The 23165-nt window shown below is 66.7% G+C and carries 25 protein-coding genes; 19 read left to right on the top strand and 6 right to left on the bottom strand.

Features of this window, described 5'->3' with window-relative positions; translation table 11 throughout:
- Nucleotides 1-152: 152 nt before the first annotated feature.
- Nucleotides 153-560, top strand: a complete 408-nt coding sequence (locus JKV55_RS20195) for a TM2 domain-containing protein (RefSeq protein WP_369409611.1) — start codon at nucleotides 153-155, stop codon at nucleotides 558-560.
- 120 nt (nucleotides 561-680) lie between these two features.
- On the opposite strand, the gene JKV55_RS02580 is transcribed toward JKV55_RS20195, so the two are convergent.
- Nucleotides 681-1250: a TetR/AcrR family transcriptional regulator gene (locus JKV55_RS02580; RefSeq protein ID WP_202082177.1), complete on the bottom strand. Its 570-nt coding sequence runs from the start codon at nucleotides 1248-1250 to the stop codon at nucleotides 681-683.
- A 100-nt stretch (nucleotides 1251-1350) separates the two neighbouring features.
- On the opposite strand from JKV55_RS02580, the gene JKV55_RS02575 reads away from it, so the two are divergent.
- Both JKV55_RS02575 and JKV55_RS02570 read left to right on the top strand, forming a co-directional pair.
- Nucleotides 1351-1839: an HPP family protein gene (locus JKV55_RS02575; protein WP_237332618.1), complete on the top strand. Its 489-nt coding sequence runs from the start codon at nucleotides 1351-1353 to the stop codon at nucleotides 1837-1839.
- 82 nt (nucleotides 1840-1921) lie between these two features.
- Entirely contained in the window at nucleotides 1922-2137 is a 216-nt protein-coding gene (locus JKV55_RS02570) for a nucleotidyltransferase family protein (RefSeq protein ID WP_202082176.1), read from the top strand.
- Here JKV55_RS02570 and JKV55_RS02565 read toward each other — a convergent pair.
- From JKV55_RS02565 to JKV55_RS02550, 4 genes are all read right to left on the bottom strand, one after another.
- Nucleotides 2134-3303: a hypothetical protein gene (locus tag JKV55_RS02565; RefSeq protein WP_202082175.1), complete on the bottom strand. Its 1170-nt coding sequence runs from the start codon at nucleotides 3301-3303 to the stop codon at nucleotides 2134-2136. The genes JKV55_RS02570 and JKV55_RS02565 overlap by 4 nt on opposite strands.
- Nucleotides 3304-3466: 163 nt before the next feature.
- Nucleotides 3467-4396, bottom strand: coding sequence for a 5-oxoprolinase subunit C family protein (locus JKV55_RS02560; protein ID WP_202082174.1), 930 nt, complete (start codon nucleotides 4394-4396; stop codon nucleotides 3467-3469).
- Nucleotides 4397-4402: 6 nt separating this feature from the next.
- Complete coding sequence (gene pxpB / locus JKV55_RS02555) at nucleotides 4403-5113, bottom strand: 5-oxoprolinase subunit PxpB (RefSeq protein WP_202082173.1); 711 nt, start codon at nucleotides 5111-5113, stop codon at nucleotides 4403-4405.
- Nucleotides 5110-5856: a 5-oxoprolinase subunit PxpA gene (locus JKV55_RS02550; protein WP_202082172.1), complete on the bottom strand. Its 747-nt coding sequence runs from the start codon at nucleotides 5854-5856 to the stop codon at nucleotides 5110-5112. Before JKV55_RS02550 ends, pxpB begins: the two co-directional genes overlap by 4 nt.
- Nucleotides 5857-6166: 310 nt before the next feature.
- On the opposite strand from JKV55_RS02550, the gene JKV55_RS02545 reads away from it, so the two are divergent.
- The 5 genes from JKV55_RS02545 (at nucleotide 6167) to JKV55_RS02525 (ending at nucleotide 11455) form a co-directional block, all read left to right on the top strand.
- The gene (locus JKV55_RS02545; protein ID WP_202082171.1) at nucleotides 6167-7150 is read left to right on the top strand and encodes a TRAP transporter substrate-binding protein; all 984 of its coding nucleotides are present in this window, start codon (nucleotides 6167-6169) and stop codon (nucleotides 7148-7150) included.
- A 58-nt stretch (nucleotides 7151-7208) separates the two neighbouring features.
- The gene (locus tag JKV55_RS02540; protein ID WP_202082170.1) at nucleotides 7209-7760 is read left to right on the top strand and encodes a TRAP transporter small permease; all 552 of its coding nucleotides are present in this window, start codon (nucleotides 7209-7211) and stop codon (nucleotides 7758-7760) included.
- A gap of 15 nt (nucleotides 7761-7775) precedes the next feature.
- The gene (locus tag JKV55_RS02535; protein ID WP_202082169.1) at nucleotides 7776-9077 is read left to right on the top strand and encodes a TRAP transporter large permease; all 1302 of its coding nucleotides are present in this window, start codon (nucleotides 7776-7778) and stop codon (nucleotides 9075-9077) included.
- Nucleotides 9077-9613 (top strand): winged helix DNA-binding protein, encoded by a 537-nt coding sequence (locus tag JKV55_RS02530; RefSeq protein WP_237332617.1) that lies wholly within the window; start codon nucleotides 9077-9079, stop codon nucleotides 9611-9613. The genes JKV55_RS02535 and JKV55_RS02530 overlap by 1 nt, the downstream gene beginning before the upstream one ends.
- A 309-nt stretch (nucleotides 9614-9922) precedes the next feature.
- Nucleotides 9923-11455 (top strand): TerC family protein, encoded by a 1533-nt coding sequence (locus JKV55_RS02525; RefSeq protein WP_202082168.1) that lies wholly within the window; start codon nucleotides 9923-9925, stop codon nucleotides 11453-11455.
- Between the two features lie 135 nt (nucleotides 11456-11590).
- On the opposite strand, the gene JKV55_RS02520 is transcribed toward JKV55_RS02525, so the two are convergent.
- Nucleotides 11591-12130, bottom strand: coding sequence for a glutathione peroxidase (locus JKV55_RS02520; RefSeq protein WP_202082167.1), 540 nt, complete (start codon nucleotides 12128-12130; stop codon nucleotides 11591-11593).
- 166 nt (nucleotides 12131-12296) lie between these two features.
- Between JKV55_RS02520 and JKV55_RS02515 the strand changes: the two genes are divergently transcribed.
- From JKV55_RS02515 to JKV55_RS02465, 11 genes are all read left to right on the top strand, one after another.
- Nucleotides 12297-13817, top strand: a complete 1521-nt coding sequence (locus JKV55_RS02515; protein ID WP_202082166.1) for an ABC transporter substrate-binding protein — start codon at nucleotides 12297-12299, stop codon at nucleotides 13815-13817.
- Entirely contained in the window at nucleotides 13814-14749 is a 936-nt protein-coding gene (locus JKV55_RS02510) for an ABC transporter permease (RefSeq protein ID WP_202082165.1), read from the top strand. The genes JKV55_RS02515 and JKV55_RS02510 overlap by 4 nt, the downstream gene beginning before the upstream one ends.
- Entirely contained in the window at nucleotides 14746-15579 is an 834-nt protein-coding gene (locus JKV55_RS02505; RefSeq protein ID WP_202082164.1) for an ABC transporter permease, read from the top strand. Before JKV55_RS02510 ends, JKV55_RS02505 begins: the two co-directional genes overlap by 4 nt.
- Nucleotides 15576-16964: an ABC transporter ATP-binding protein gene (locus JKV55_RS02500; RefSeq protein ID WP_202082163.1), complete on the top strand. Its 1389-nt coding sequence runs from the start codon at nucleotides 15576-15578 to the stop codon at nucleotides 16962-16964. Before JKV55_RS02505 ends, JKV55_RS02500 begins: the two co-directional genes overlap by 4 nt.
- Nucleotides 16965-17028: 64 nt before the next feature.
- Nucleotides 17029-17163 carry an entericidin A/B family lipoprotein gene (locus tag JKV55_RS02495; RefSeq protein ID WP_202082162.1) on the top strand — a complete coding sequence of 45 codons (135 nt, stop codon included), beginning with the start codon at nucleotides 17029-17031 and terminating at the stop codon, nucleotides 17161-17163.
- Between the two features lie 121 nt (nucleotides 17164-17284).
- Entirely contained in the window at nucleotides 17285-17797 is a 513-nt protein-coding gene (locus JKV55_RS02490) for a hypothetical protein (protein WP_202082161.1), read from the top strand.
- A 48-nt stretch (nucleotides 17798-17845) separates the two neighbouring features.
- A complete protein-coding gene (locus tag JKV55_RS02485; RefSeq protein WP_202082160.1) occupies nucleotides 17846-19498 on the top strand; it encodes a sensor histidine kinase in 1653 nt (550 codons plus the stop codon).
- Between the two features lie 52 nt (nucleotides 19499-19550).
- The gene (locus JKV55_RS02480) at nucleotides 19551-19940 is read left to right on the top strand and encodes a response regulator transcription factor (protein ID WP_202082159.1); all 390 of its coding nucleotides are present in this window, start codon (nucleotides 19551-19553) and stop codon (nucleotides 19938-19940) included.
- A complete protein-coding gene (locus JKV55_RS02475) occupies nucleotides 19937-20698 on the top strand; it encodes a YaiO family outer membrane beta-barrel protein (protein WP_202082158.1) in 762 nt (253 codons plus the stop codon). The genes JKV55_RS02480 and JKV55_RS02475 overlap by 4 nt, the downstream gene beginning before the upstream one ends.
- Nucleotides 20688-21761, top strand: a complete 1074-nt coding sequence (locus tag JKV55_RS02470; protein WP_202082157.1) for a HEAT repeat domain-containing protein — start codon at nucleotides 20688-20690, stop codon at nucleotides 21759-21761. Before JKV55_RS02475 ends, JKV55_RS02470 begins: the two co-directional genes overlap by 11 nt.
- The gene (locus tag JKV55_RS02465; protein ID WP_202082156.1) at nucleotides 21758-23161 is read left to right on the top strand and encodes a glycosyltransferase family 2 protein; all 1404 of its coding nucleotides are present in this window, start codon (nucleotides 21758-21760) and stop codon (nucleotides 23159-23161) included. The genes JKV55_RS02470 and JKV55_RS02465 overlap by 4 nt, the downstream gene beginning before the upstream one ends.
- Nucleotides 23162-23165 lie beyond the last annotated feature (4 nt).

Below are 23165 nucleotides of genomic sequence, written 5' to 3'. Positions count from 1 at the left end.
GCGGAGATGACGACGGTTTCGCAAAGACCTTAAACAGGCTCTGAGGGTGGCTCGGGGCGACGCCTGCCGTCGCCCTTCTGTGTTAACGGAATGGCCGCCCGGGCGCTCCGGGAGTAGAATCCCCCCTTTCAATACCGGGCGAGGGGAAAGGGGTGATTGTCAACAACACGCACAGCAAGGTGATCGGCTATATCCTGTGGATATTCGGCTTTATGGGCGCGCACCGCTTCTACTACGGCCGCCCCATCAGCGGCACCCTCTACTTCTTTACCCTGGGCCTGTTCTTTATCGGCTGGATAGTGGACTTGTTCCTGATTCCCTCCATGGACCGCGCCGCCGAGCGCCGCTATGTGGTCGGCCCCAAGGACTACAACGTCAGCTGGATACTGCTGACCTTCCTCGGCATCTTCGGCGCCCACCGGCTCTATATGGGCAAGTGGCTCACCGCCATTATCTGGTTCTTCACCGGCGGCCTCTTCCTGCTCGGCTACCTCTACGACTACTGGACCCTGAACGGCCAGGTGGACGAGGTCAACCGGGAGTCGCGCCGGTTCGGCTGACGCCTGGGGCGCGGGCGGCCGCTATGTTGGAGCGCGGGCGGCCCGCCCGCGTTCCACCAGTAAACGGCGGTGTCTGCCTGCTGGCAAGAGTGCCAGTTCAGATCCGTAATACCTCCCCGTTCACAACCTTGCCAAGGTGACGGCCAGGGCCTTGCCCTTGAGTGCCGCCTGTGTGTCGCCCGTTACATGGGCCTGCACTATGGCGCCTTCCTTTAGCAGCCCCAAGGTGTCGGCCAGGGCGAGGGCCTGTTCCTGCTCCAGGCCGCAACGAGCCAGGTGGCCGGCGATGCGGGCGATAACGGCGGCCTTGTGGCGGGCGCACCGGCGGTGCACCTGGTGTTCCGGATCGCCGTATTCCCCGCAGGTGTTGATAAAAAAACAGCCGTGAAACGCGGTAAGCAGCTCGACCCTGTCGTTGAACCAGTCGTCCAGGGCGTCGAACAGCGCCTCGATCACCGCAGGCACACCGCCTTCCGCCCGGGCGAGGCGGGCGTCCAGCCATTCCAGGTAGTTCCGGTCACGATAGGCCACCACCGCTTCCACCAGCGCCTCCTTGCCGGGAAAGTGGTGGTACAGGGTTTTTTTCGCCACCCCCGAGCATTGCAGTATCTGGTTGATGCCCACCGCATGAATGCCGTGCCGGTAGAACAGCTCGAAGGCGGTGACGATAAGCTGCTGGCGCTTGTCCATGGCTCTCTCCTTTTTTGTCGATGTTGACAGAGGTATACCGATATGTCTACCCTAAATTGAGGGTAGACAATTCGGTCTACTTTTTTACTGGAGAAGGTCTATGAGTAATACGGTGATGTCCCGCCTGTCGGGTGCGGGCCCTGCCCTGGTGGCGGGTGCGGGGGCCATGCTGTGCATTTCGGTGCTGGCCGGCCTGGAGCAGTTCAATGACGGGGCCCTGTGGCTAATGGCTCCGTTCGGCGCCACCATGGTGATCCTCTTCGGCCTGCCGGACAGCCCGCTGGCCCAGCCCCGGAACATCGTGCTCGGCCATCTCCTGACCACCCTGGTCGGGCTGGCGATCATGAGCTTGTTCGGGGTGCACCCCTGGTCGCTGGGGCTGGCGGTGGGCCTGGCGGTGAGCCTGATGCTGCTGACCGGCACCACCCATCCGCCGGCCGGAGCCAACCCCCTGATCGTGATGCTCAGCGGCCAGGGCTGGGGCTTTCTGTGGTCGCCGGTGGCGCTGGGGGCGTTGCTGATCGTGCTGATGGGGCTGGTGTATCACCGCGGCACGGGGCGGCGGAGCTATCCGGCACGGTGGCTGTAGCAGGCCGCGCGGGCGAGGCTCGGTTATTCGAACCACTCCTACCGGCAGGCCCGCCTGCTGTGGAATGCCCTGGCCGCGCGCAATGATTGAGTGGAGCCGCCCCTATTCGGATCTGGATTTGCTGCTGACCGGCCCGGACAAAATTCCCCGGGCACTGCTGTTCCAATTGGAGGAAGCCTTCGAGCAGTCGGCTCTGCCTTATCGGGTGGACATCCTCGATGCCCACCGCATTGCTCCTTCCTTTCTGTCGCTCATCCTGGAGGACGGGGCAGAGCTGGACTGGCGGACGACGGCTTAGCCCAGCAGTCCGGCCTGCCTGAGCCGCGTGATCCAGGCCGGGCGCTTGCCGTGGTGGCGTTGCAGCTCGGCCAGGCCCTGTTTGAAATCCTCCTCCCTGCCGGCATGGCGCAGGGCTTCCGCCAGCGCCCGGGCCAGATCCAGGGCCTGATCATAGCCGGCCCCGGTGCCCCGCTTGAGCTGCGTATCCATCTCCTGCCAGACCCGCTCCGGATCCGCCGCCAGGGCGGCGAGACGGGCCCTGTGCTCGGCCAGGCATCTGGCCTCTAGCTCGGCCCGGGCGAGCCGTTCGCGCTCGAGGCGCCGCTCGCGCACGGTGGCGTAGCCGGTGGCGATCTGGGCCAGGGTGCGGCGGGGAGCGCCCGACGTCCGGGGTCGGCGGCCCCGTTGCCAGTCGAGGAAGCGCCGGCGCAGGCCGCGTTCCGCCTCCATCCCCCGGCCTTCGAGCAGCAGGCGCGCCACCTGCCTGAGTTCCGGCAGCGGCTGCTGTTCCAGCCAGAGCTCGTATTCCGGCTCTTCCTGCCCGGGTTCGGCCGGGCTGGCCGCCGCCACGGCCTGCAGCCAGTCCGGATCGATCTCCAGGAAGTCCACCAGGGCCTGCTGGGCGGGCGTCAGGGTTGCCAGGCCGGGCGGCAAGGGCGGCTCGAGATCGTCATCGCCCAGTTCGCCGGCGCTGAGACGGGCCAGCCAGCCGAGGTACAGGGGCCGGGTATCGCCCCTCAGCAATTCCTGCCGCAGGGGCAGCAACCGGCTCAGCCAGTCGGGGCCGTCATCCTGGCTCCAGAACCGCTCGTTCTCGCCGGCTTCGTCGTTGAAGCTCCAGGTCAGTACGCAGTGCCGGCCGGTGACGCTGCTCTCTAAGGCATCGCTCTGGCCGTGCTCGGCCGAGGGCTGCAGGCAGGCCTCCAGCATGGCCTGGTCCAGGGCGTCCGTCGGCAGCTTCAGCATCAGCAGGCAATGTCCCCAGTTGGCCGAGTAGAGGTGGGCGTCGAAGTAACGGTGCATCCATTCCACGGGATTGCCCTTGAGGTCGCCCCAGTGATACTCGTTGATAAAACTGCCGCTGGTGATGGTGGCCCTGCTGGAGCGGGCGCGCAGCTCGGCCTGCTGCCGGCTGCTCAGGGGCCGGTCGAGGGCGGCAAACTCGTAGTATTGGTATTCACTCATGGATGTTTTCTATCTGGCTCGTTGAGTACTTGAATGCCCGATATTGTGGCAATTCTGGCCCTTTGTGAACCGGTAGGAAGCCGGCGGTGTCCGTCATGGGTGCGGATCCGGCTGTGATCATGAGGTCAAGGGGGAAAGCGCCACCGGAGGTGGCGCCCTAAATTCAGGCAAACCCGGCCCTGAAGCGGCAGTAGTCCCGCAGGGCGCGCTCCTGGCTTACCGCCCGCAGCCTGACCTCGGTGCCCTGCGGGCACTGGGCCAGGCGGGCGCAGGCCAGGGGCGTCAGGGTGCCGAGGCGGGGGTAGCCGCCTATGGTCTGGCGGTCGTTGAGCAGCACTATGGGCTGGCCGTCCGGCGGCACCTGCACCGCGCCCAGGTTGATGCCCTCCGACACCATGGCGCCCAGCCGGCAGTGCAGGGTGGGGCCCAGCAGCCGCACTCCCATGCGATCCGCCCGGCTGTCCACCCGCCAGGGCTGGTTGAAGGCCTGGAACAGGCTCTGGCCGGTGAAGGCGGCGATCTGGGCGCCGGGGATCAGCCCCAGCACCACGGGGGCGGCATAGTCGGGCATGGCCTCGGTCGGCAGGATACGGGCCGGGGCGGCAGCGCCCTGGTCGCCGAACGCCAGCCGGTCGTTGGCCGCCAGCTTGCTGCCGTCGCCCTTGTGGCCGCCCAGGCCGTCGCGCACCACGCAGGCGCGGCTGCCGAGCACGGGATCGGCAACAAAACCGCCGGCCACCGCCAGGTAGGCGCGCACCCCCTGGCGGCACATGCCGAGGTTCAGCACCTGGCCGGCCTTGAGGGTGAAGGCCCGCCAGGGTGGCAGGGGCCGGCCGTCCAGGGTGGCCTGCATGTCCGGGCCGGCCAGGGCCAGCCGGCAGTCCTGCCCGGCCTTGAGTTCCAGCCCCCCCAGGGTGACTTCCAGCGCGGTGCTGCCCCAGGGGTTGCCCAGCAGCCAGTTGGCCCAGGCCCAGGCGTGCAGGTCGGCGGGGCCGCCCTGGGTCACGCCCAGGCGGCGCACGCCGTAGCGGCCGCCGTCCTGCAGGGTGCTGAGCGGGCCGGGGCGGCTGATGGTGAGATATCCTTGTGCCATCGTGAACTACCTTGTTGCCATGGGAGAAGTGTCGCCGCCGAGGCGCTCGAAGGTCGCCTTGTCGACCGGCACGAAACGCACCCGATCCCCCACCTGCAGCAGGCTCAGGCCTGCGCTGCGCGGGTCGAACAGGGTGGCGCTGGTGCGCCCGAGCAGGTTCCAGCCACCGGGGGAGGGGCGTGGGTAGGCGGAGGTCTGGCGGCCGGCGATGGCCACGCTGCCCGCCGGCACCCGCGGCCGAGGGGTATCGAGCCGGGGCAGCGCCAGTTCGGCGGGCAGGGTGCCCATAAAGGCGAAGCCGGGGGCAAACCCTAAGGCGAATACCCGGTACTCATGCTCGCTGTGCAGCCGGATCAGCCGCTCGGCGTCGAGGCCGGTATGCCGCTCCAGCCGGGCCATGTCCGGGCCCACGCTGGGGTGATACCACACCGGCAGTTCCTTGATCGGGGTGTCGGCATGGTCCCGGTCCGGGGTCAGCCCGGCCAGCAGGGCCTGCAGTTTTTGCCGGGCCTGGTCGTCCCCGAGGCGCAGGGGATCGTACTGCACCAGTACCGTGGTGTAGGAGGGCACCAAATCCACCAGCTCGTCGCCGAAGGCCTGTTCGCAGCCGCGCACCAGGGCGGTGATCCAGCCCATGTTGCGCTCGTCGATGCTGTCGAACAGCCGCACCAGCCAGGCGTCCATGCCGGCGTTTTCCAGCCGGGGCAGGGTGCTCATGCCAGTTGATCCAGGGCCTGGCGGATGGCCTTGACCGCGGCGATGGACTCGGGGTTGTCGCCATGCACGCACAGGGTGTCGGCCGCCAGCATCAGCGGGCTGCCGTCGCTGGCGGTGAGTGCCTGGCCCAGGGCGATGCGGCTGGCCTGCTCGACGATCACGGCGGAGTCCTGGTGCACGGCGCCGGGCAGCCGGCGCGAGACCAGGTAGCCCTGGGCGTCGTAGGCGCGATCGGCGAAGGCCTCGAACCAGAGGGTAACGCCGTGCCGGGCGGCCAGGGTGCGGGCCGGCTGCGGATCCCGGGTGGCCATCACCATCAGCGGCAGGGTGGCGTCATAGGCGGCCACCGCCTTGATCACCGCCTCCAGCCGGGCCGGGTCCTGCATCATGTCGTTGTAGAGGGCGCCGTGGGGCTTGACGTAAGTGACCCGGCCGCCTTCGGCCCGGCACAGGGCGTCCAGCGCCCCCAGCTGGTAGAGCACCAGGTTTTCGATTTCGGCGGGGGAGCAGGCCAGGGAGCGGCGGCCGAAGCCCACCAGATCCGGGTAGGCCGGGTGGGCGCCCACTTTCACCCCGTGGTCCAGCGCCAGGCGCACGGTGCGGCGCATGGTGTCCGGATCGGAGGCGTGAAAGCCGCAGGCCACGTTGGCTAGGTCCACGAAGGGCATCACCTCCCGGTCGCAGCCCATCACCCAGGGGCCGAAGCTTTCCCCCATATCGGCGTTCAACAATAGTTTGGGCATGGTGTCAGCTCCTTCTGTCGGCGGTTGTCATGGTTTCAATCTAATAATTTATCGATAAAATGCAAATAAAACATTTATAATTTTTTGTCAAAGTGTTGACTTATCCTTCGGTTGTTGCCTAATCTTGGACCCTGGGTTCCCCGAACCGCCACTATGAGATCCGGGCGGCTGTCACAGCCGGACCAATGATCGAGCGGGATGGATGCCTGTTATGGAGAATCGGATGGTCTGACGCAGGAAGCGCGTGCCGTTGTTGTGGCAGGGCTCGCCTGCCAGCGCCGAGACACACAGCACGAGAACGAGGACCGTTATGACCTACGCAAAATCCGCCCTGACCCTGGCCACCGCCGCCACTCTGCTGGCCACCGGCGCCCATGCCGCCACCGAGTGGGACATGCCCACCCCCTACGGCGACCGTACCTTCCATACCGTCAATATCCGTGATTTCGCCGAGGACGTGGCCGAACGCACCAAGGGCGAGCTGAAGATTACCGTGCATTCCAACGGCTCCCTGATCGGCCATGCGGAAATCAAGAACTCGGTACGCCGCGGCATAGTGCCCATGGGCGAGCTGATCATGTCCCGCCTGGCCAACGAAAACCCCGTCTACGACGTGGACTCGGTGCCCTATCTGGCCGCCAGTTACGACGAGGCCTGGGCCCTGTGGCAGGCTTCCAGGGAGGTGATTGCCGAGGAACTGGCCAAGCAACGCCTGCGCCTGCTGTTTGCCGTGCCCTGGCCGCCCCAGGGGCTCTACACCCAGAAGGAAATCACCGCCGTGGGCGATCTGCGCAACCTCAAGATGCGGGCCTACAACACCGCCAGCGAACGGCTGGCCCGCCTGAGCAACGCCGTGCCGACCCAGGTGGAGGTGCCGGACATCCCCACCGCCTTCAGCACCGGCCGGGTGGAGGCCATGATCACCTCGCCGGCCACCGGCGCCGATACCAAGGCCTGGGACTACCTCAAGCATTTCAACCATACCCAGCTGTGGCTGCCGAAGAACATGGTGATTGTCAACGAGCGCTCCTTCGCGGCGCTGGATGAAGCCAGCCAACAGGCGCTGCTGGAGGCGGCGGCGGCGGCCGAAGCGCGTGGCTGGGAGATGAGCAAGCAGGAAACCGAGCAGGCCCTGGCCACACTGCGTGAGAACGGCATCGTAGTGAGCGAGCCGAGCGACGAACTCAAGCAGGGCCTGCAGCAAATCGGCCAGACCATGACCGAGGAATGGGCCAAGCTCGCCGGCCCCCAGGGCCAGCGGATCCTGGAGCAATACCAGCAGCTCAAACCCTGAGTTTTCCTCCCCGGCGGGATTGCCGGGGTTTTTCTATCGCAGGTAATGGTGAATCGCGATGCAATTTCGACTCCTTCCACTCTACCGGTTGGGCGCCTATGGCTCCGTGCTCTGTCTGTGCCTGATATGCGGCCTGATCACCGCCCAGATCCTGGGCCGGCTGACCGACAAGCTGCTGGTGGCGGTGGGCATGAACAGCCTGGGGCTGGAAATCCCCGGCCTGTCCGAAGCCTCCGGCTTTCTGCTGGTGGGCGCCAGTTTTCTCGGCCTGGCCTACACCTTCGTGCAGGGGGGCCATATCCGGGTCACCCTGATGATCGGCCATCTGTCACCCAAGGTCCGCGTGTTCTTCGAACTCTGGTGCCAGAGCCTGGCCCTGGCCCTGTGCGGCTACCTGGCTTGGTACACGTTCTGGCTGGTGGAAGACAGCCTGGCCTTCAATGAAGTGTCCTACGGCATTTTACGGGTGCCGCTGTGGATACCCCAGAGCGCCATGCTGGCCGGCATCCTGCTGTTCTGCACGGCCCTGCTCGAAGCCTGGCTGCACACCCTGATCACGGCCCTGACCCGGCCTTCTTCCTTCCGTGTCACCGATACCGGCCACGAATAACCGCGGAGTAGAACCATGTTGTTGATGATGTTGGTATTGCTGGTGGCGCTGTTCGTGATGCTGGGCAGCGGCGTCTGGGTGTCCTTCACCCTGCTGGGACTGGGCTGGCTGGGCATCAGCCAGTTCACCTCCATTCCGGTGGGCGACATGATGGCCTCGGATGTGTGGAGCGCCAGCTACAGCTGGGAGCTGACCGCCCTGCCCATGTTTATCTGGATGGGCGAGATCCTGTTCCGCTCCCGCCTGGCGGAAGACATGTTCACCGGCCTGGCGCCCTGGATGCAGAAGGTGCCCGGCCGCCTGCTGCACACCAATGTGGTGGGCTGCGGCCTGTTCGCGGCGGTGTCCGGCTCCTCGGCCGCCACCTGCGCCACCATGGGCAAGATGACCATTCCCGAGCTGACCCGCCGGGGCTACGATGAGCGGCTGGTGCTGGGCACCCTGGCCGGCTCCGCCACCCTGGGCCTGCTGATCCCGCCCTCCATCATACTGATCGTGTTCGCGGTGGCCACCGACCAGTCCATCGCCCGGCTGTTCATGGCCGGGGTCTTTCCGGGGCTGATGCTGATCGCCCTGTTCGCCGGCTACCTGGTGTTCTGGGCCTGGCGCTACCCGGACAAGGTGCCCCAGTCCGACGAGCCCGACCTGTCCTTCGGGGAAAAGCTGAAGCGCTCGCGCAAGCTGATCCCCATGGTCGGGCTCATCGTCGGGGTGATCGGCTCCATCTACGCCGGCCTGGCCTCGCCCACCGAAGCCGCCGCCGTGGGCGTGGTACTGTCGCTGGTGCTGGCGCGGGCCAACGGCGCCCTCAACCGGGCCACCTTTATGGAAGCGGCGCTGGGGGCGGTGAAAACCTCCTGCATGATCGCCTTTATCCTGGCCGGCGCCTCCTTCCTCACCGCCGCCATGGGCTTCACCAAGCTGCCCAGCGAACTGGCGGCCTGGATTGCCACCATGGAGCTGTCGCCCTTTATGCTGCTGGCGGTGCTGACCCTCTTTTTCATCGTGCTCGGCTGTTTCCTCGACGGCATTTCGGTGGTGGTACTGACCACCTCCATCATGCTGCCGATGGTGGAAGCGGCGGGCATCGATCTGATCTGGTTCGGCATCTACCTGGTGATAGTGGTGGAAATGTCCCAGATCACGCCGCCGGTGGGCTTCAACCTGTTCGTGCTGCAGGGCATGACCCGCAAGAACATACTGAAGATCGCCGGTGCGGCCCTGCCTTTCTTTTTCCTTATGCTGCTGGGTGTGGTACTGATCAGCATCTTTCCGCAGATTGTGACCTATCTGCCCGAAGCGATGAGTAACAGGTAATGAACAAGAGTAATGAGGAACAGGTAATGGTGGATCCGCGCGGGCCCATAGTGTCGTCCGAGCACCTGTCGCGCAAGGCGCGGGAGCTGTCGGAGTTCGAGTTTGGCCTGATTATCGCGGGCCATGCCTTCAACCGCTGGATGGTGCGCTGCATGACCGCTGCCGGCCTGCCCGAGCTGAGCTCGCTCGACATCCTGGTGCTGCACAGCATCAACCACCGGGAGCGGGCCAAGCGGCTGTCGGACATCTGCCTGGTGCTGAACGTGGAAGACAGCCACACCGTGAGTTATGCCCTGAAGAAGCTGACCAAGCTGGCGCTGATCTCCGGCGAAAAGCACGGCAAGGAAACCTTCTTCAAGACCACGGAGCAGGGGCGCGACACCTGTGCCCGCTATGCGGATATCCGCGAAGCCTGCCTGGTGGAGTCGCTCTCTTCCCTCGGCATCGCCAAGGAAGACATGCACCAGATAGCCGGCGCCCTGCGCGCCATGTCCGGCCTCTACGATCAGGCGGCCCGGGCGGCGGCTTCGTTGTAAGGCGAGTGCATCCGGCATCCTCGCCCGGCGGTGGGGATGCCGCATTTAGGAAATTGCCTATTTATCAAACGCCGGGAACTGATTATGATGGAGCCTCATGTTAACCAAGAGGCCCGGTCAAAAGCCGGTAACTATATGGATTGCTCGCGAAGTTGCTTGCAACGCACCCTTAACTGCCCTGTTTTTCCCTTCTTCTTGTCGTTCCCGGCGTCTGTCGCCCTCCGCTGCCCAGATCACACTCCGCTTGCCCTATCGGCCGGCGCAATGCGCTGAACCTGCCGCTATCGTCATAGAACAAAGAGGTAAATTATGGAATTCCTGATGGATCCGTCTATCTGGGCGGGGCTGCTGACGCTGCTGATCCTGGAAATCGTGCTGGGCATCGACAACCTGGTGTTTATCGCCATCCTGGTCAAGAAACTGCCGCCCCACCAGCGCGACCGGGCCCGCATCATCGGCCTGTCGCTGGCGCTGTTCATGCGCCTTGGCCTGTTGAGCCTGGTGTCCTGGCTGGTCACCCTGACCAGGCCGCTGCTCACCCTGGGTGAGCTGAGTTTTTCCGGGCGGGACCTGATCCTGATGGCCGGCGGTTTCTTCCTGCTGTTCAAGGGCACCATGGAGCTGCACGAGCGGCTGGAAGGCAAGATGCACGAGGCCAGCACCAATGTGGTTTATGCGGGCTTCGGGGTGGTTATCGCCCAGATCCTGGTGCTGGATGCGGTGTTCTCGCTCGATTCCATCATTACCGCCGTGGGCATGGTGGACAACCTGGCGGTGATGATGATTGCCGTGGTGCTGGCCATGGTGGTGATGCTGGTGGCGTCCAAACCGCTCACCGAGTTCGTCAACGCCCACCCCACGGTGGTGGTGCTGTGCCTGAGCTTCCTGCTGATGATCGGTTTCAGCCTGGTGGCCGAGGGCTTCGGGCTGCATATTCCCAAAGGCTATCTGTACGCCGCCATCGGCTTCTCCATCCTGATCGAGTTCTTCAACCAGATGGCCAGGCGCAACTCGCAAAAGGCCGAGGCGCGCCTGCCCCTGCGTGAACGCACCACTCAGGCCATCTTCAACCTGATGGGCGGCGGCAGGAAGGAAACCATGGAGCCCCAGGCCGCACCGCAGCAGAGCCGGGAGCAGGGCTTTGCCGAGGAAGAACGCCATATGATCAGCGGCGTGCTGTCTTTGGCGGAGCGTTCCATCCGCACCGTGATGACGCCCCGGGCCGACATCGTCTGGCTGGACGTGACCGATGGCCCCGACGTGGTGCTGGAAGAGCTGATGGCCTCGTCCCACGGCCAGTTCCCCATCTGCGAGGGGGAGCTGGACAACCTGCTGGGCGTGGTGCGCGCCAAGGATCTGGTGGCCGGCCTTAAGGAGGGCAAGAGCCTGGTCGAACTGGCCACGGGCAACGAGCCCATGATAGTGCCGGACAGCATCAGCGTGATCCGCCTGCTCAACATACTGCGCGAGGCGCGCGGCAACCTGGTGCTGGTGAACGACGAGTTCGGCACGGTGCAGGGGCTGGTGACGCCCCACGATCTGCTGGAGGCCATCGTCGGCGAGTTCCTGGACGAGGACGAGATCCCGGAAGTGCTGGCCCAGGAAGACGGCTGGCTGGTGAAGGGCAGCACCGATCTGCACTACCTGGAGCAGGTGCTGGCGCGCAAGGGGCTGGTGGATCCGGACAACGACTACGCCACCCTGGCGGGCATGCTGCTGGCCTGGAGCGGCCAGTTGCCGGAGGCGGGCGCCGTGTTCGAACGCGAGGATTTGCGCTTCGAGGTGACGGAAGTGGAAGACTTCCGCATCGCCCAGGTGCGCATCACCCCGCTTAGCGCCTGAACCCGGGACGCCGATTCCGTCATGCCCGCGAAGGCGGGCATCCAGAACCCGGGTAGCTTCCCGCGCAGGCGACAACGCCGAGCCCCTGGACCCCCGCCTTCGCGGGGGAGACGGGGTAAGGTGCCTGCGCGGGGACTACAACACCGCCTCTATGGCGGTTTTCAGTTTTTCGTCCTCCGGTTTGGTCAGGCTGGAAAACACCGCCGTGACCCGGCCTTCCCGATCGATCACGTATTTGTAGAAGTTCCAGCGCGGCGCCTTGCCGCTCTGGCGGGCGATCTCCTTGAAGATGGGGTGGGCGCCGCCGCCCCGTACCTTGATGGGTGCCACCATGTCGAAGGTGACGCCGAAGTTCACATAGCAGACCTCCGCCGTCTTGGCCTGGTCGTCGGCTTCCTGGCGGAAGTCGTGGGACGGAAAGCCCACCACCTTCAGCCCCTGATCCTTGTAGCGCTGGTGCAGTGCCTCCAGCCCTTCGAACTGGCCGGTAAAGCCGCAGAAGCTGGCGGTGTTCACCACCAGCAGCGGCTGGCCGGCGAACTGGCGCATGTCCACCGTTTCATTCGAGTGCAGCCGGGGCAGCCGGTGCTCGAACAGGGCGCCGGTGTCCGGCTGGGCCGCGCTGGCCGTCTGGCACAGCAGCAGGCCGCATAGGCCGCTGAACAGTTTTTTCATCTCGATCACTCCCTGATGGTCCATGGGCATGGTTTAAGGTTACAGCCACAAAGACCCTGGCGGATAAAAAATGCTTGCAGCGGGGGTGACGATGGGGATGAATTGTGATGTTATATTATAACTAAATTGGTTGTTCTCATTCGTATCCACTGTTCAGGTAGCCCCCATGATGCCACTGCGATCTTCCCTGCTCGGCGCCGGCCTGCTGGCCGTTGCCGCTTCCACCCATGCCACCGAAGGGGTGCTCGACATAGTCGCGCCCTGGGAAATCGGCAGTACCGATCCTTCCAAGGCCGGCTATGTCTATACCCGGCTGCAGATAGGTGAAACCCTGGTGGAGGTGGACAACCAGGGCCATCCCCAGCCCAGCCTGGCCGAGAGCTGGACGGTTTCCGACGACCAGCTCAGCTGGCGTTTCGCCCTGCGGCCGGGCGTGCGCTTCCACGACGGCAGCCCGCTTACCGCCGAGGTGGCGGCCAAGGCGCTGCAACTGGCCCTGGCCAAGCCCGGCATGCTGACCGAGGCGCCGATAGCGGCCATTACCGCCGAGGGCGATGAGCTGCTGATCCGCCTGAACAGTCCCTTCGCGCCGCTGCCGGCGCTGCTGGCCCACAGCTCCGCCCAGATACTGGCGCCTGCTTCCTACAACGAGGCCGGCGAGGCCACCCAGGTGATCGGCACCGGCCCCTACCGTATCGAGCAGTTGCAGATGCCGCAAAAGCTGACCGCCGCCGCCTTCAACGACTACTGGGGCGAGGCGCCCGCCATCGAACAGATCAGTTACCTGGCCGCCGGCCGGGGCGAGACCCGGGCGCTGATGGCCGAGAGCGGCGACGCCGACATCGTCTTCACCCTGGATCCGGCCAGCCAGGCCCGGCTGCAGCGCAACAACCGGCTCAGCGTGCACTCCGAGCCCATTCCCCGCACCGTGACCCTTAAAGTGAACGCCGGCCATCCCTTCCTGGCCGAGCCCGAGGCCCGGCGGGCCCTGAGCCTGGCGCTGGATCGCACCGGCATGGCCGTGGCCCTGCTGCGCACCCCCGAGGCGGCGGCCAGCCAGCTGTTTCCGCCGTCTTTGACCGACTGGCACCTGGGCGAGGTGGCCGGTGCCGAGCGGGATCTGGACCAGGCCAGGGCCCTGCTGGCCGGCCTGGGCTGGCAGGCGGACGGCAAGGGCATGCTCAGCCGCAACGGCGAACCCTTCAAGCTGACGCTGACCACCTTCGCCGACCGGCCCGAGCTGCCGCTGCTGGCCACCGCCATGCAGGATCAGCTGCGGGAATTGGGCGTGGAGCTGACGGTCAACGTCACCAACTCCAGCGAAATCCCCGCCGGCCACCGGGACGGCAGCCTGCAACTGGGCCTGATGGCGCGCAACTTCGCCCTGGTGCCGGATCCCCTCGGCACCCTGCTGCAGGACTTCGGCCCCGAAGGCGGCGACTGGGGCGCCATGAACTGGCATTCCCCACGCCTGGGCGAGATTTTGCAGCAACTGCTGGCACACACCGACGGCGAGACCGTATCCGGGCTGCGCATTGAAGCCGCCGGCATACTGCACCAGCAGCTGCCGGTGATCCCGGTGGCCTGGTACCAGCAAACCGCCGCCGTGTCCAACAAGGTCGAGGGCTTCAGCATAGATCCCTTCGAGCGTAACTATCGGGTGAGCGAAATGAGGTGGGCCCAGTGATACCGGTGTTGAGCTACCGGCTGATGCAGGCCGCCCTGGTGGCGCTGATGGTGGGGGTGCTGACCTTTATCCTCACCCATGCCCTGCCCGGGGACATGGCCTTTCGCATCGCCGCCGGCCGTTACGGCTACGACTATGTGAACGCGGCCGCCGCCGCCGCGGTGCGCGCCGAGCTGGGCCTGGACCTGCCCGCCTGGCAGGCCCTGGGCCACTGGCTGTGGGATCTGCTGCGGCTGGATCTGGGCCGGTCGCTGGTAACTGGCGAGGCGGTGGTGGACGAGCTGCGCCACCAGCTGGGCCACTCCTTCAAGCTGGCCGCCGCCGCCGTGGGGCTGTCGCTGCTGCTGGGCCCGCCGCTCGGCATTTTGGCCGGGCTCCGGCCCGGCGGCCGGCTCGACCGGCTGACCCTGCTGCTGGCCACCGTGCTGCGGGCCTTGCCCCAGTTCGTGATCGGCATTTTGCTGGTGATGCTGCTGGCGGTGCAGCTGGGCTGGCTGCCCGCCGCCGGCCACGGCACCGCGGCCCACACCCTGCTGCCGGCGCTAACCCTGGCCCTGGGGCTGGCCGCCGTGGCCTGCCGGGTGAGCCGCAACGCCATGCAGGGCGTGGCCGGCTCCGCCTATTACGCCTTCGGCCGCACCAAGGGCCTGGGCGAGGGCCGGGTGTTCAGCCGCCACGGCCTGCGCAACGTGGCGGTGCCGGTGCTGGCCCACCAGGCCATGCAGCTGGTGTACCTGATCGAAGGCGTGGTGGTGGTGGAAACCCTGTTCGCCTGGCCCGGCATCGGCCATGCCCTGGTGCACGCCATCGTGGCGCGGGACGTACCCATGATCCAGGGCACCGCCCTGGTGCTGGGGCTGATGTTCGTGCTGCTCAACGCCCTGGTGGACCTGCTGTGCCACCGTATCGACCCGAGAAGGAGGGAGGCATGAGCCAAACCGCTACCCTGGCCGCCCCGGCGGCCCCCGCCGGCCGCCGTTTTTTGAGCCCCCGCCAGCGCCTGGGCGCCGCTTTGCTGCTGGCGCTGGCCCTGTTCGGCCTCGGCCTGCCGCTGGTGGCCGAGCTGGATCCGGCCCGGCAGAACTACAGCCAGATCCTGGCCGCGCCCAGCCTGGCCGAACCCCTGGGCACCGATCACCTGGGCCGCAGCATGCTGGCCCGCATGAGCTCGGCGGTGCAGCTTTCCCTCGGCCTTTCCCTGCTCGGGGTGCTGACCGCCGCCGTGCCCGGCGTGCTGCTGGGCGTGCTGGCCGGCTGGCGCGGCGGCTGGGTGGACCGGACCCTGGGCGTGCTGGCCGACACCCTGCTGGCCCTGCCCGGCCTGCTGCTGGTGCTGCTGCTGGTGGCCATAGCGCCGGGCAACTTCTGGACCCTGTACGTGGGCATCGCCCTGGTGTTGTGGATCGAATACTTCCGGGTGGTGCGCCTGACCACCCGCAGCCTGATGGCCTCGCCGCAAATCGAGGCCTCGCGCCTGCTCGGCTTCGGCCCCGGCTACATAGTGCGCCGCCACCTGTGGCCGGCCCTGGCGCCGGTGGTGCTGACCCTGGGCGCCTTCGGCGCCGCCACCGCCATCCTGGCCATTGCCGCCCTGGGCTTTGTCAGCGTGGGGCTGCGCCCGCCCACCGCCGAGCTGGGGCTGATGATGACCGAGCTGCTGCCCTACTACCACGAGGCGCCCTGGGTGTTGCTGCAACCCATAGCGGCGGTGTTCCTGCTGGTGCTGGCGCTCAACCTGCTGGCGGGAGGCCGCAAGCCATGACCGAACTGCTGAAAGTGGAACAACTGGCGGTGGCGGCGGCGGATGCCATAGTGCGGCCGCTGTCGTTTACCCTCGGGGCCGGCCGGCCGTTGACCCTGCTGGGGGAAACCGGCTCCGGCAAGAGCCTGATCGCCCAGGCCATTATGGGCAACCTGCCGGCGGGGCTGCAGGCCCGGGGCCGGATCTGGCTGCGGGGGGAAGAGCTTACCCACCTGCCCGCCGCCGCCCGGCGCAAGCTGTGGGGCCGCCAACTCGCCATGCTGCCCCAGGAGCCCTGGCTGGCGCTGGACCCGACCATGAAGGCGGTGGAGCAGGTGGCCGAAGGCTACCGCTACGTGGCCGGGGTGGACTGGGCCCAGGCCCGCAGCCAGGCCGAGCAGGATCTGACCCGGCTCGGCCTGGGCCACGCCCTGCACCGGCTGCCGGGCCAGCTCTCGGGCGGCATGATGCAGCGGCTGGCCTTTGCCGCCGCCAGCACCGGCGGCGCCGACATCGTCATTGCCGACGAGCCCACCAAGGGCCTGGACGCGGGCAGCCGCGACCAGGTGACCGGCCTGCTGCGGCAGGTGGCGGAGGAGGGCGGCGGCCTGCTGACCATTACCCACGACATCGCCGTGGCCCGCCAGCTGGGCGGCGAGGTGATGATAGTGCGGGGCGGCGAGGTGCTGGAATCCGGCCCGGCGGAGCAGGTGCTGCAGGCGCCCGCCAGCGACTACGGCCGGGCCCTGCTGGCCGCCGAGCCCGCCGCCTGGCCGGCACTGGCGCCGCTGAACGCCGGCGCCACCGTGCTGAAGGTGGACGGGCTGGCCAAGGAGCGGGGCGGGCGGCCCCTGTTCCGGGATATCTCCTTCGAACTGCGCGCCGGCGAGGTGATGGGGGTGGTGGGCCCCAGCGGCTGCGGCAAGAGCACCCTGGGCAGCATCTGCCTGGGCGTGCTGGAGCCGGACGCCGGCGCGGTGTGGCGCGACCCCGCCCTGGCCCGCACCCGCTACCAGAAGCTCTACCAGGATCCGCCCGCCGCCTTTGCGCCCTGGTGCAGCCTGGGCCAGAGCCTGAAGGACGTGGTAAAGCTGCACCGCAAAGACTGGGCCGAGGTGGAACGGCTACTGCCCCGGCTGGGGCTCTCGCCCGACCTGCTGGCGCGCTCGCCCCGGGAGGTGTCGGGCGGCGAGCTGCAGCGGCTGGCGATTTTGCGCATCCTGCTGCTGGAGCCGGTGCTGCTGTTCGCCGACGAGCCCACCTCGCGCCTGGATCTGGTGACCCAGCAGCAGACCATAAGGCTGCTCACCGATCTGGCCCGGGAGCGGGGCTGCGCCCTGCTGCTGGTGAGCCACGAGGCGGCGCTGGTGAACAAGGTGGCGGATCGGGTGCTGGCGCTGGGTTGACACTCAAACGGGGAGGGACTGCTAGACTTCAAGGGAGTCCCTTTTCCCGGCAAGGAGAAACCCCATGAAAAAGCGTACCCCGGCCCTGATCCTGCTGTCGCTGCTCGGCCTGTCGCTGTTGTCCGGTTGCAACACCATGCGCGGCGTTGGGCAAGACATAGAAGCGGGCGGCGAGGCGATTCAGCGCTCCACCTACTGAACACTCCACGGCCAGGGGCCGGAGGCACTCCCTCCGGCCCTTTTTCGTCCTGGCATCCGGATGGGCTTATTCTTCACTATCCTCAGGGCAGGTGGATCATGACAACGCCAGGGGAGGAGCCATGAACACGAGCCAGGCGACCATCGGCCATCTCGGTGCCCACCTGGCCGAACAGGGGCGGGAGCTGCGCCGGCTGGAAGGGGCCGGCGGCCGCTTGCTGACCCTGTTCAGCCTGTTGCTGGTGGCCCTGGGCGTGCTCACCGCCTTCAACGCCGCCCTGCTGTTCCACCCGACCGAGCCCCTGGGCTGGATCACCCTGGTGTTGTGCCTGCTGGCCTTTTTTACCCTGGCCTGCGGCTGGGGCCACGCCCTGCTGAGCTTCCGTCCACCGGAGCAGGCGCCCGCCATGCCGCTGGCGGCGGAGCTGGACGCCCTGCTGCACGGCGACGACCCGGCCAGCCTGGAACGGTTGCAGGCCGAATACCGGCAACTGGGCCGGGAGCTGGGCCAGGCCATCGCCCTCAAGCGCCGCTTCTTCAACCACGCCTGCGACGAACTGGCCATCAGCGCCTGGCTGCTGGCCCTGTTCGGCCTGCTGCTGGTGTTCGGCCTGCACTTCCCCTGGGCGGGCTGAAGGCGGGCCGCCGAGGGGGCTTTGCCCTTGCAACTGCCATAGGGAGCCATGCCATTGCTGCTGAATCGGGAAACCGCCCCCCAGGTGCTCGCTTTCTTTTTTTCCTTGGTCATCTTGCTGCTGATCATGCTGGAAGGCGACAGGACCAATCGTGAGCTGCTCCGGCTCAATGACGCGGTCGTCGATATCCACGAGGGGATCTCCTCACTGCAGGAGTTACAGGCCTTGTTGCTGGACGTAGAGACCGGCGAGCGCGGCTATTTGCTGACCGGCAACGAGGAATACCTCGCCCCCTACCATCAGGCGCTCGCCCTGATCGATGAGCGGTACCGTCGCACGGAAGAGCGGATGGCGGCCGAGCCCGCGCAACAGGACAGGTTGGCTCGGTTAGAAGAGCTGATTGCACGCAAGCTGGGCATTGCCACCCGCAATGTGGAAATACGTCGGCAGCAAGGGTTGGCCGAGGCCCGCGAGCGGCTGCTGAGCGGCGAGGGAAAGCAGGTGATGGACGCTATCCGTGGACTGATGACGGAGATGGAAGCCCACGGCAGGATGTTGCTGCTGTCCTCAACCCGCGAAGCCCATAGCCAGGCCGCACGCAGCCGCTGGTTTACCCTGGGGGGTGGCAGCATCGCCGTGTTGCTGTTGCTGCTGGTCGCCCTGGTGCTTAACCGCGACTTCCGCGCCCGGGGGCAGGTCGCGCGGCAGGCCCGGGCCAGCGCCGCCCGGTTGCAGGCCCTGCTGGATGCGGTGCCCGAAAGCCTGTTTCGGCTGCGGCCCGGGCAGGTTCCTGAATATCTGGGCGGCGCCGTGGATGCGCACCGCATGATGCCGGCCACTGTGCTGGTGGCCGCGCTGGAACATGGCGAGCACGACGGGCAAGCCCACAGCCGTGACTGGATCGATGAAGAGACCGGCCGTTGCTATGAGATCCGGGTGGCCGAGGTGGAAGGCCAGGAGCAGGAGTCCCTGGCGATGGTCCGCGAGGTGACGGAGCAGCGCCGGGTCGCCCAGATGAAGCACGAATTCATCGCGACCGTCAGCCACGAGCTGCGCACCCCGCTCACCTCGCTCAACGGCGCGCTGGCGTTGCTGGCCGTGAACGAGGGGGCCGGCGTGAACCCGGATTTGCGGCCCATGCTGAGGCTGGCGCTCAAGAACAGCGAACGGCTGGTGGTGTTGATCCGGGATATTCTCGACGTGGAACGGCTGGACAATGGCCGCCTGCTGGCCAGGTTGAAACGCCAGCCCATACGGCATTTGGTGAGCCGGAGCCTGGAAGACAACCTGCCGTTTGCGGAACGCTTTGGCGTGCACCTGCTGCTGGCCCCGCAAACCGAGGATGCCGAAGTGAATGTGGATGCCGACCGCTTCCTCCAGGTGATGGCCAACCTGATCTCCAACGCCATCAAGTTCTCGCCACCGGGCGAAGCGGTCCGTATCGGAATAGAGCGGCAGCCGACGCGAGTCCTGATCTGGGTTGCCGACCACGGGCCCGGCATCCCCAAGTCATTCCATGATCGCATGTTCGAGCGTTTCTCCCAGGCCGACAGCTCGGACTCCCGCCAGAAGGGGGGCGCCGGGCTGGGGCTATACATCAGCAAAGGCCTGATGGAGCAGATGGAGGGAAGCATCGGCTTTGTATCGGAAGAAGGGGTGGGGACTACCTTTTACTTGTATCTTCCCCTGGTGGAACCCTAGCGAGTAAGAAAGGCCGGGCACTCACCACCGCTACCCGGCAGGAGGCGACAAGATGACGGAGCAGCGCGACCATGTACTGATGGTGGAAGACGACGAGGACATCGCTTTTCTCATGCGTTTTCTGCTTGAGCGCAACGGCTACCGGGTGACGCACGCCGCCAACGGCCGCGAGGCCAAGGAGTGGATCGATACGGCAGCACCGCCGGCGCTGGTGCTGCTGGATGTGATGTTGCCATACCGGGACGGCCTCGAATTGCTGCAGGATATAAGGGCCTTGCCGGCCTGGCGGCATACGCCGGTGCTGATGCTGACCGCCAAGAATCGGGAGGCGGACATAGTGCGGGCCCTGGAGCTGGGGGCGGACGACTACGTGGTAAAACCCTTTCAGCCGGATGAACTGCTGGCGCGTATCCGGCGCATGCTCAGGAAACTGAAACGATGAGGCATGGCGGTTGGATATGGTGGCTGATGCTGGCCACGGTGCAAGCCCAGGACGAACCGCCGGCACCCCGGGTGACGGAAGCGGAGCTCAGTGTCCGTTACGACGTGCTGGATCGGGGCTTTGACGACGAGCAGAGCTACCGGTTGGACTGGCTCTCGGCGCGGCGTGGTTACAACAGCTACCATGGTGGCGTGATCAGCCAGTCACGCTTTGGCGAGGCCGGGCAGGGCATGGAGCTGGGCGGCCATTTTCCCCTGGACGGGCGCTGGAGTCTGTTCACCGAGGGCGGGCTGGGCTTTTCGGCACGCTTTCTGCCCGAGTGGTTTGCGGAGGCGGGGGCCGAGCGCCGGCTGGCATACGGTTTCGGCCTGCGGGCCGGCTACCGCCGCACCTCTTATAGCAGCAACAGGGTGGACCGGCTGGGGCTGACCGGGGATCGCTATTGGGGCGCCTGGCGCGGTGCCTACACCCTGAACCTGACCTGGCTGGAAGGCCGGGATCCGGTATTGGGGCACCATGCTTCCCTGAGCTACTACCCCGATGACCGCAGCTATTGGGGCGTGCGCGTCGGCCTGGGTGAAGAGCGGGAGCTGGTGTCGTCTGCCCGTATCGTCACCACCGACACGGCCGCCATCGGGGTGTTCGGCCGATACTGGCTGGCGCCGCGCTGGGCGCTGACCTGGGATCTGGAGGCGGGCCGGCAGGGGGAGCTTTACCACCGCTACGGTGCGCGGCTGGGCGTGCGCCATGCGTTCTGAGTCTTTGGTGCCGTTGGCCCTCTATTCCGCCCTGGCGGTGGGGGTGCTGACGGTGCTGCTGTTGTTGCAGGTGCTGCTGATCACCACCCTGAATCGCCGCCGGACCCGGGAAAGGACGAGGCTGGAGGCGGGCTGGCGCCCTTGGCTGGCGAAAGTGGCCGCCGGGGACCGGATAGACCGGCTGCCGCTGCTGCCGCCGGCGTACAGCGCCTGGTTTCTGGTGCTGTGGTGCCGCACCCAGCGCAGCCTGCGGGGCGAAACCCGGCGGCGCCTCAACACCCTGCTGTATCACCTGGGGCTGGACCGCTTTGCCCTCGGCATCATCGCCGGCGGCAGGGCGCAGCAACAGCTGATTGGGCTCACCACCCTCGGCTATCTGGGCAACCTGGCGCACTGGCCCGAGGTGGCGGCCCGCCTGGCGGATCTCAGGCCCATCATCGCCCTGGCCGCCGCCCGCACCCTGGTCAGCCTGGATCCGGCGCGGGCCATGGACCAGCTGATGCTGCCGATGTTGACACGGCGCGACTGGTCCCGGGCGCAGGTTGCCACCCTGTGCCGGGCCGCCGGCCAGGAGGCCGTTACCCCTCCCTTGCTGGATGCGGTGCGGCGCTATCAAGGGGGCGAGCCGGTGGCGGGGGCGCCCCTGGCGGTAGCCCGCCTGATGGCGCTGCTGCCGTTGGGCCGGCCGGCGGAGCTGGCCCCCTTTGCCCGCCGCCTGCTGGCCGATGCGGATCCCCGGGTGGCGTGCGCCGCCCTGGGCTGCCTGGCCGACAACGCCGACCCGCGTGACAGGCCCGCCATTCTGGCCATGCTGAGCCATCCGGACGCCGAGGCCAGGGCCATGGCGGTGCGGGCACTGGCGCCCGTGGGGGAAGCCGCCGACCTGCGGCTGTTGCTGCCGATGCTCGCCGATACCGACTGGTGGATACGCCAGCAGGCGGCCAGAACCATGGCGCAGATGCCGGGGCTGGGCCGATCGCAGTTGGAGCGCTTGCTGGCCGAGGTAAGGGACCCCTACGGGCGCGAGGCCCTGGCCTATGCCCTGAGGGTGCGCGGCCTATGAACGGGTTCTGGGAGTTCTGGCTGCCCCTGCTGTTTATCGGCTATTTCATCCTGCTGAATCTCGGCTACCTGATCCTGAACCTGGTGTCGCTCGTTAACCTGCGCCAGTACATGCAGTACCGCTCCGAGCTGGGGGAAACGCCCACCTGGCTGGGGGTGGAGCCCCCCATCACCCTGATACTGCCGGCCTTCAACGAGGAGCGCATCATCACCACCTCGGTGATGTCGGTGCTGCAGCTGCAGTACGGGGAATTCGAGGTCATGGTGGTGAACGACGGCTCCACCGACCGGACCCTGGCCTGCCTGCAGCAGGACTTTCAACTGGAGCCCCAGCCCCAGCCGGTACGGTTGCAGTTGCCCTGCAAGCCCATTACCGGCATCTACCGCTCCCGGCGTTTTCCCAACCTGGTGGTGCTCGACAAGGCCAACGGCGGCAAGGCCGACGCCATCAATGCCGCCATCAATGCGGCCCGGCACGGCCTGTTCTGCGTGATGGACGGCGACTCCATACTGCAGCGGGACAGCCTGTTGCGCATAGTGCAGCCCTTTATCGAGGACGAACGGGTGATCGCCGCCGGCGGCACGGTGCGCATCGCCAACGGCTCGGAGATCCGCGGCGGCTTTATGGTGAAGGCCGGCTTGCCCCGCAGCTGGCTGGCCCGTTTCCAGGTGGTGGAGTATCTGCGCGCCTTCTTGTTTGGCCGGCTGGGCTGGTCGCCCATGAACGCCCTGCTGATCATCTCCGGCGCCTTCGGCCTGTTCAACCGGCAACGGGTGATTGACGTGGGGGGCTTTCGGGTGGACACGGTGGGCGAAGACATGGAGCTGGTGGTGCGCCTGCATCATTACCACCGCCAGCACCGCATGCCCTACCGCATCGTCTATGTGCCCGACCCCCTGTGCTGGACCGAGGCGCCGGAAGACATCGGCACCCTGGGGCGGCAGCGGAGCCGCTGGCAGCGGGGGTTGTCCGAAAGCCTGTTCAGCCACTGGCGGCTGCCCTTCAGCCGCACCGGTGGGGCACCGGGCTGGCTGGCCTGGCCTTTTATGTTCCTGTTTGAGTGGCTGGGGCCCCTGATAGAGCTGATGGGATACCTGCTGCTGATGGTCGGCTTTCTGTTCGGCCTGGTGTCGGCGGAGGCGCTGCTGGCCTTTGCCGTGGTGGCGATTGGCCTTGGCATGCTGCTGTCGGTGAACGGCCTGCTCCTGGAGGCCATGTCATTCCGGGTGTATCCCCGGCGGCGCGACATGCTGTGGCTGTTCCTGGTGGCGTTGCTGGAAAACTTTGGCTACCGCCAGCTCAACACCCTGTGGCGGCTGCGGGGCATGCTGCAGTGGCTGACCCGCCGCAAGAAACACTGGGGCAGGATGAAACGCAGCGGCAGCTGGCTGCAAAAGTAGTTTG

The sequence above is a fragment of the Zobellella iuensis genome (assembly GCF_016746085.1).
Lineage (GTDB): Bacteria > Pseudomonadota > Gammaproteobacteria > Enterobacterales > Aeromonadaceae > Oceanimonas > Oceanimonas iuensis.
Note: the sequence above shows the minus strand (reverse complement) of the source record. Positions and strands in the feature narration are given on the sequence as shown.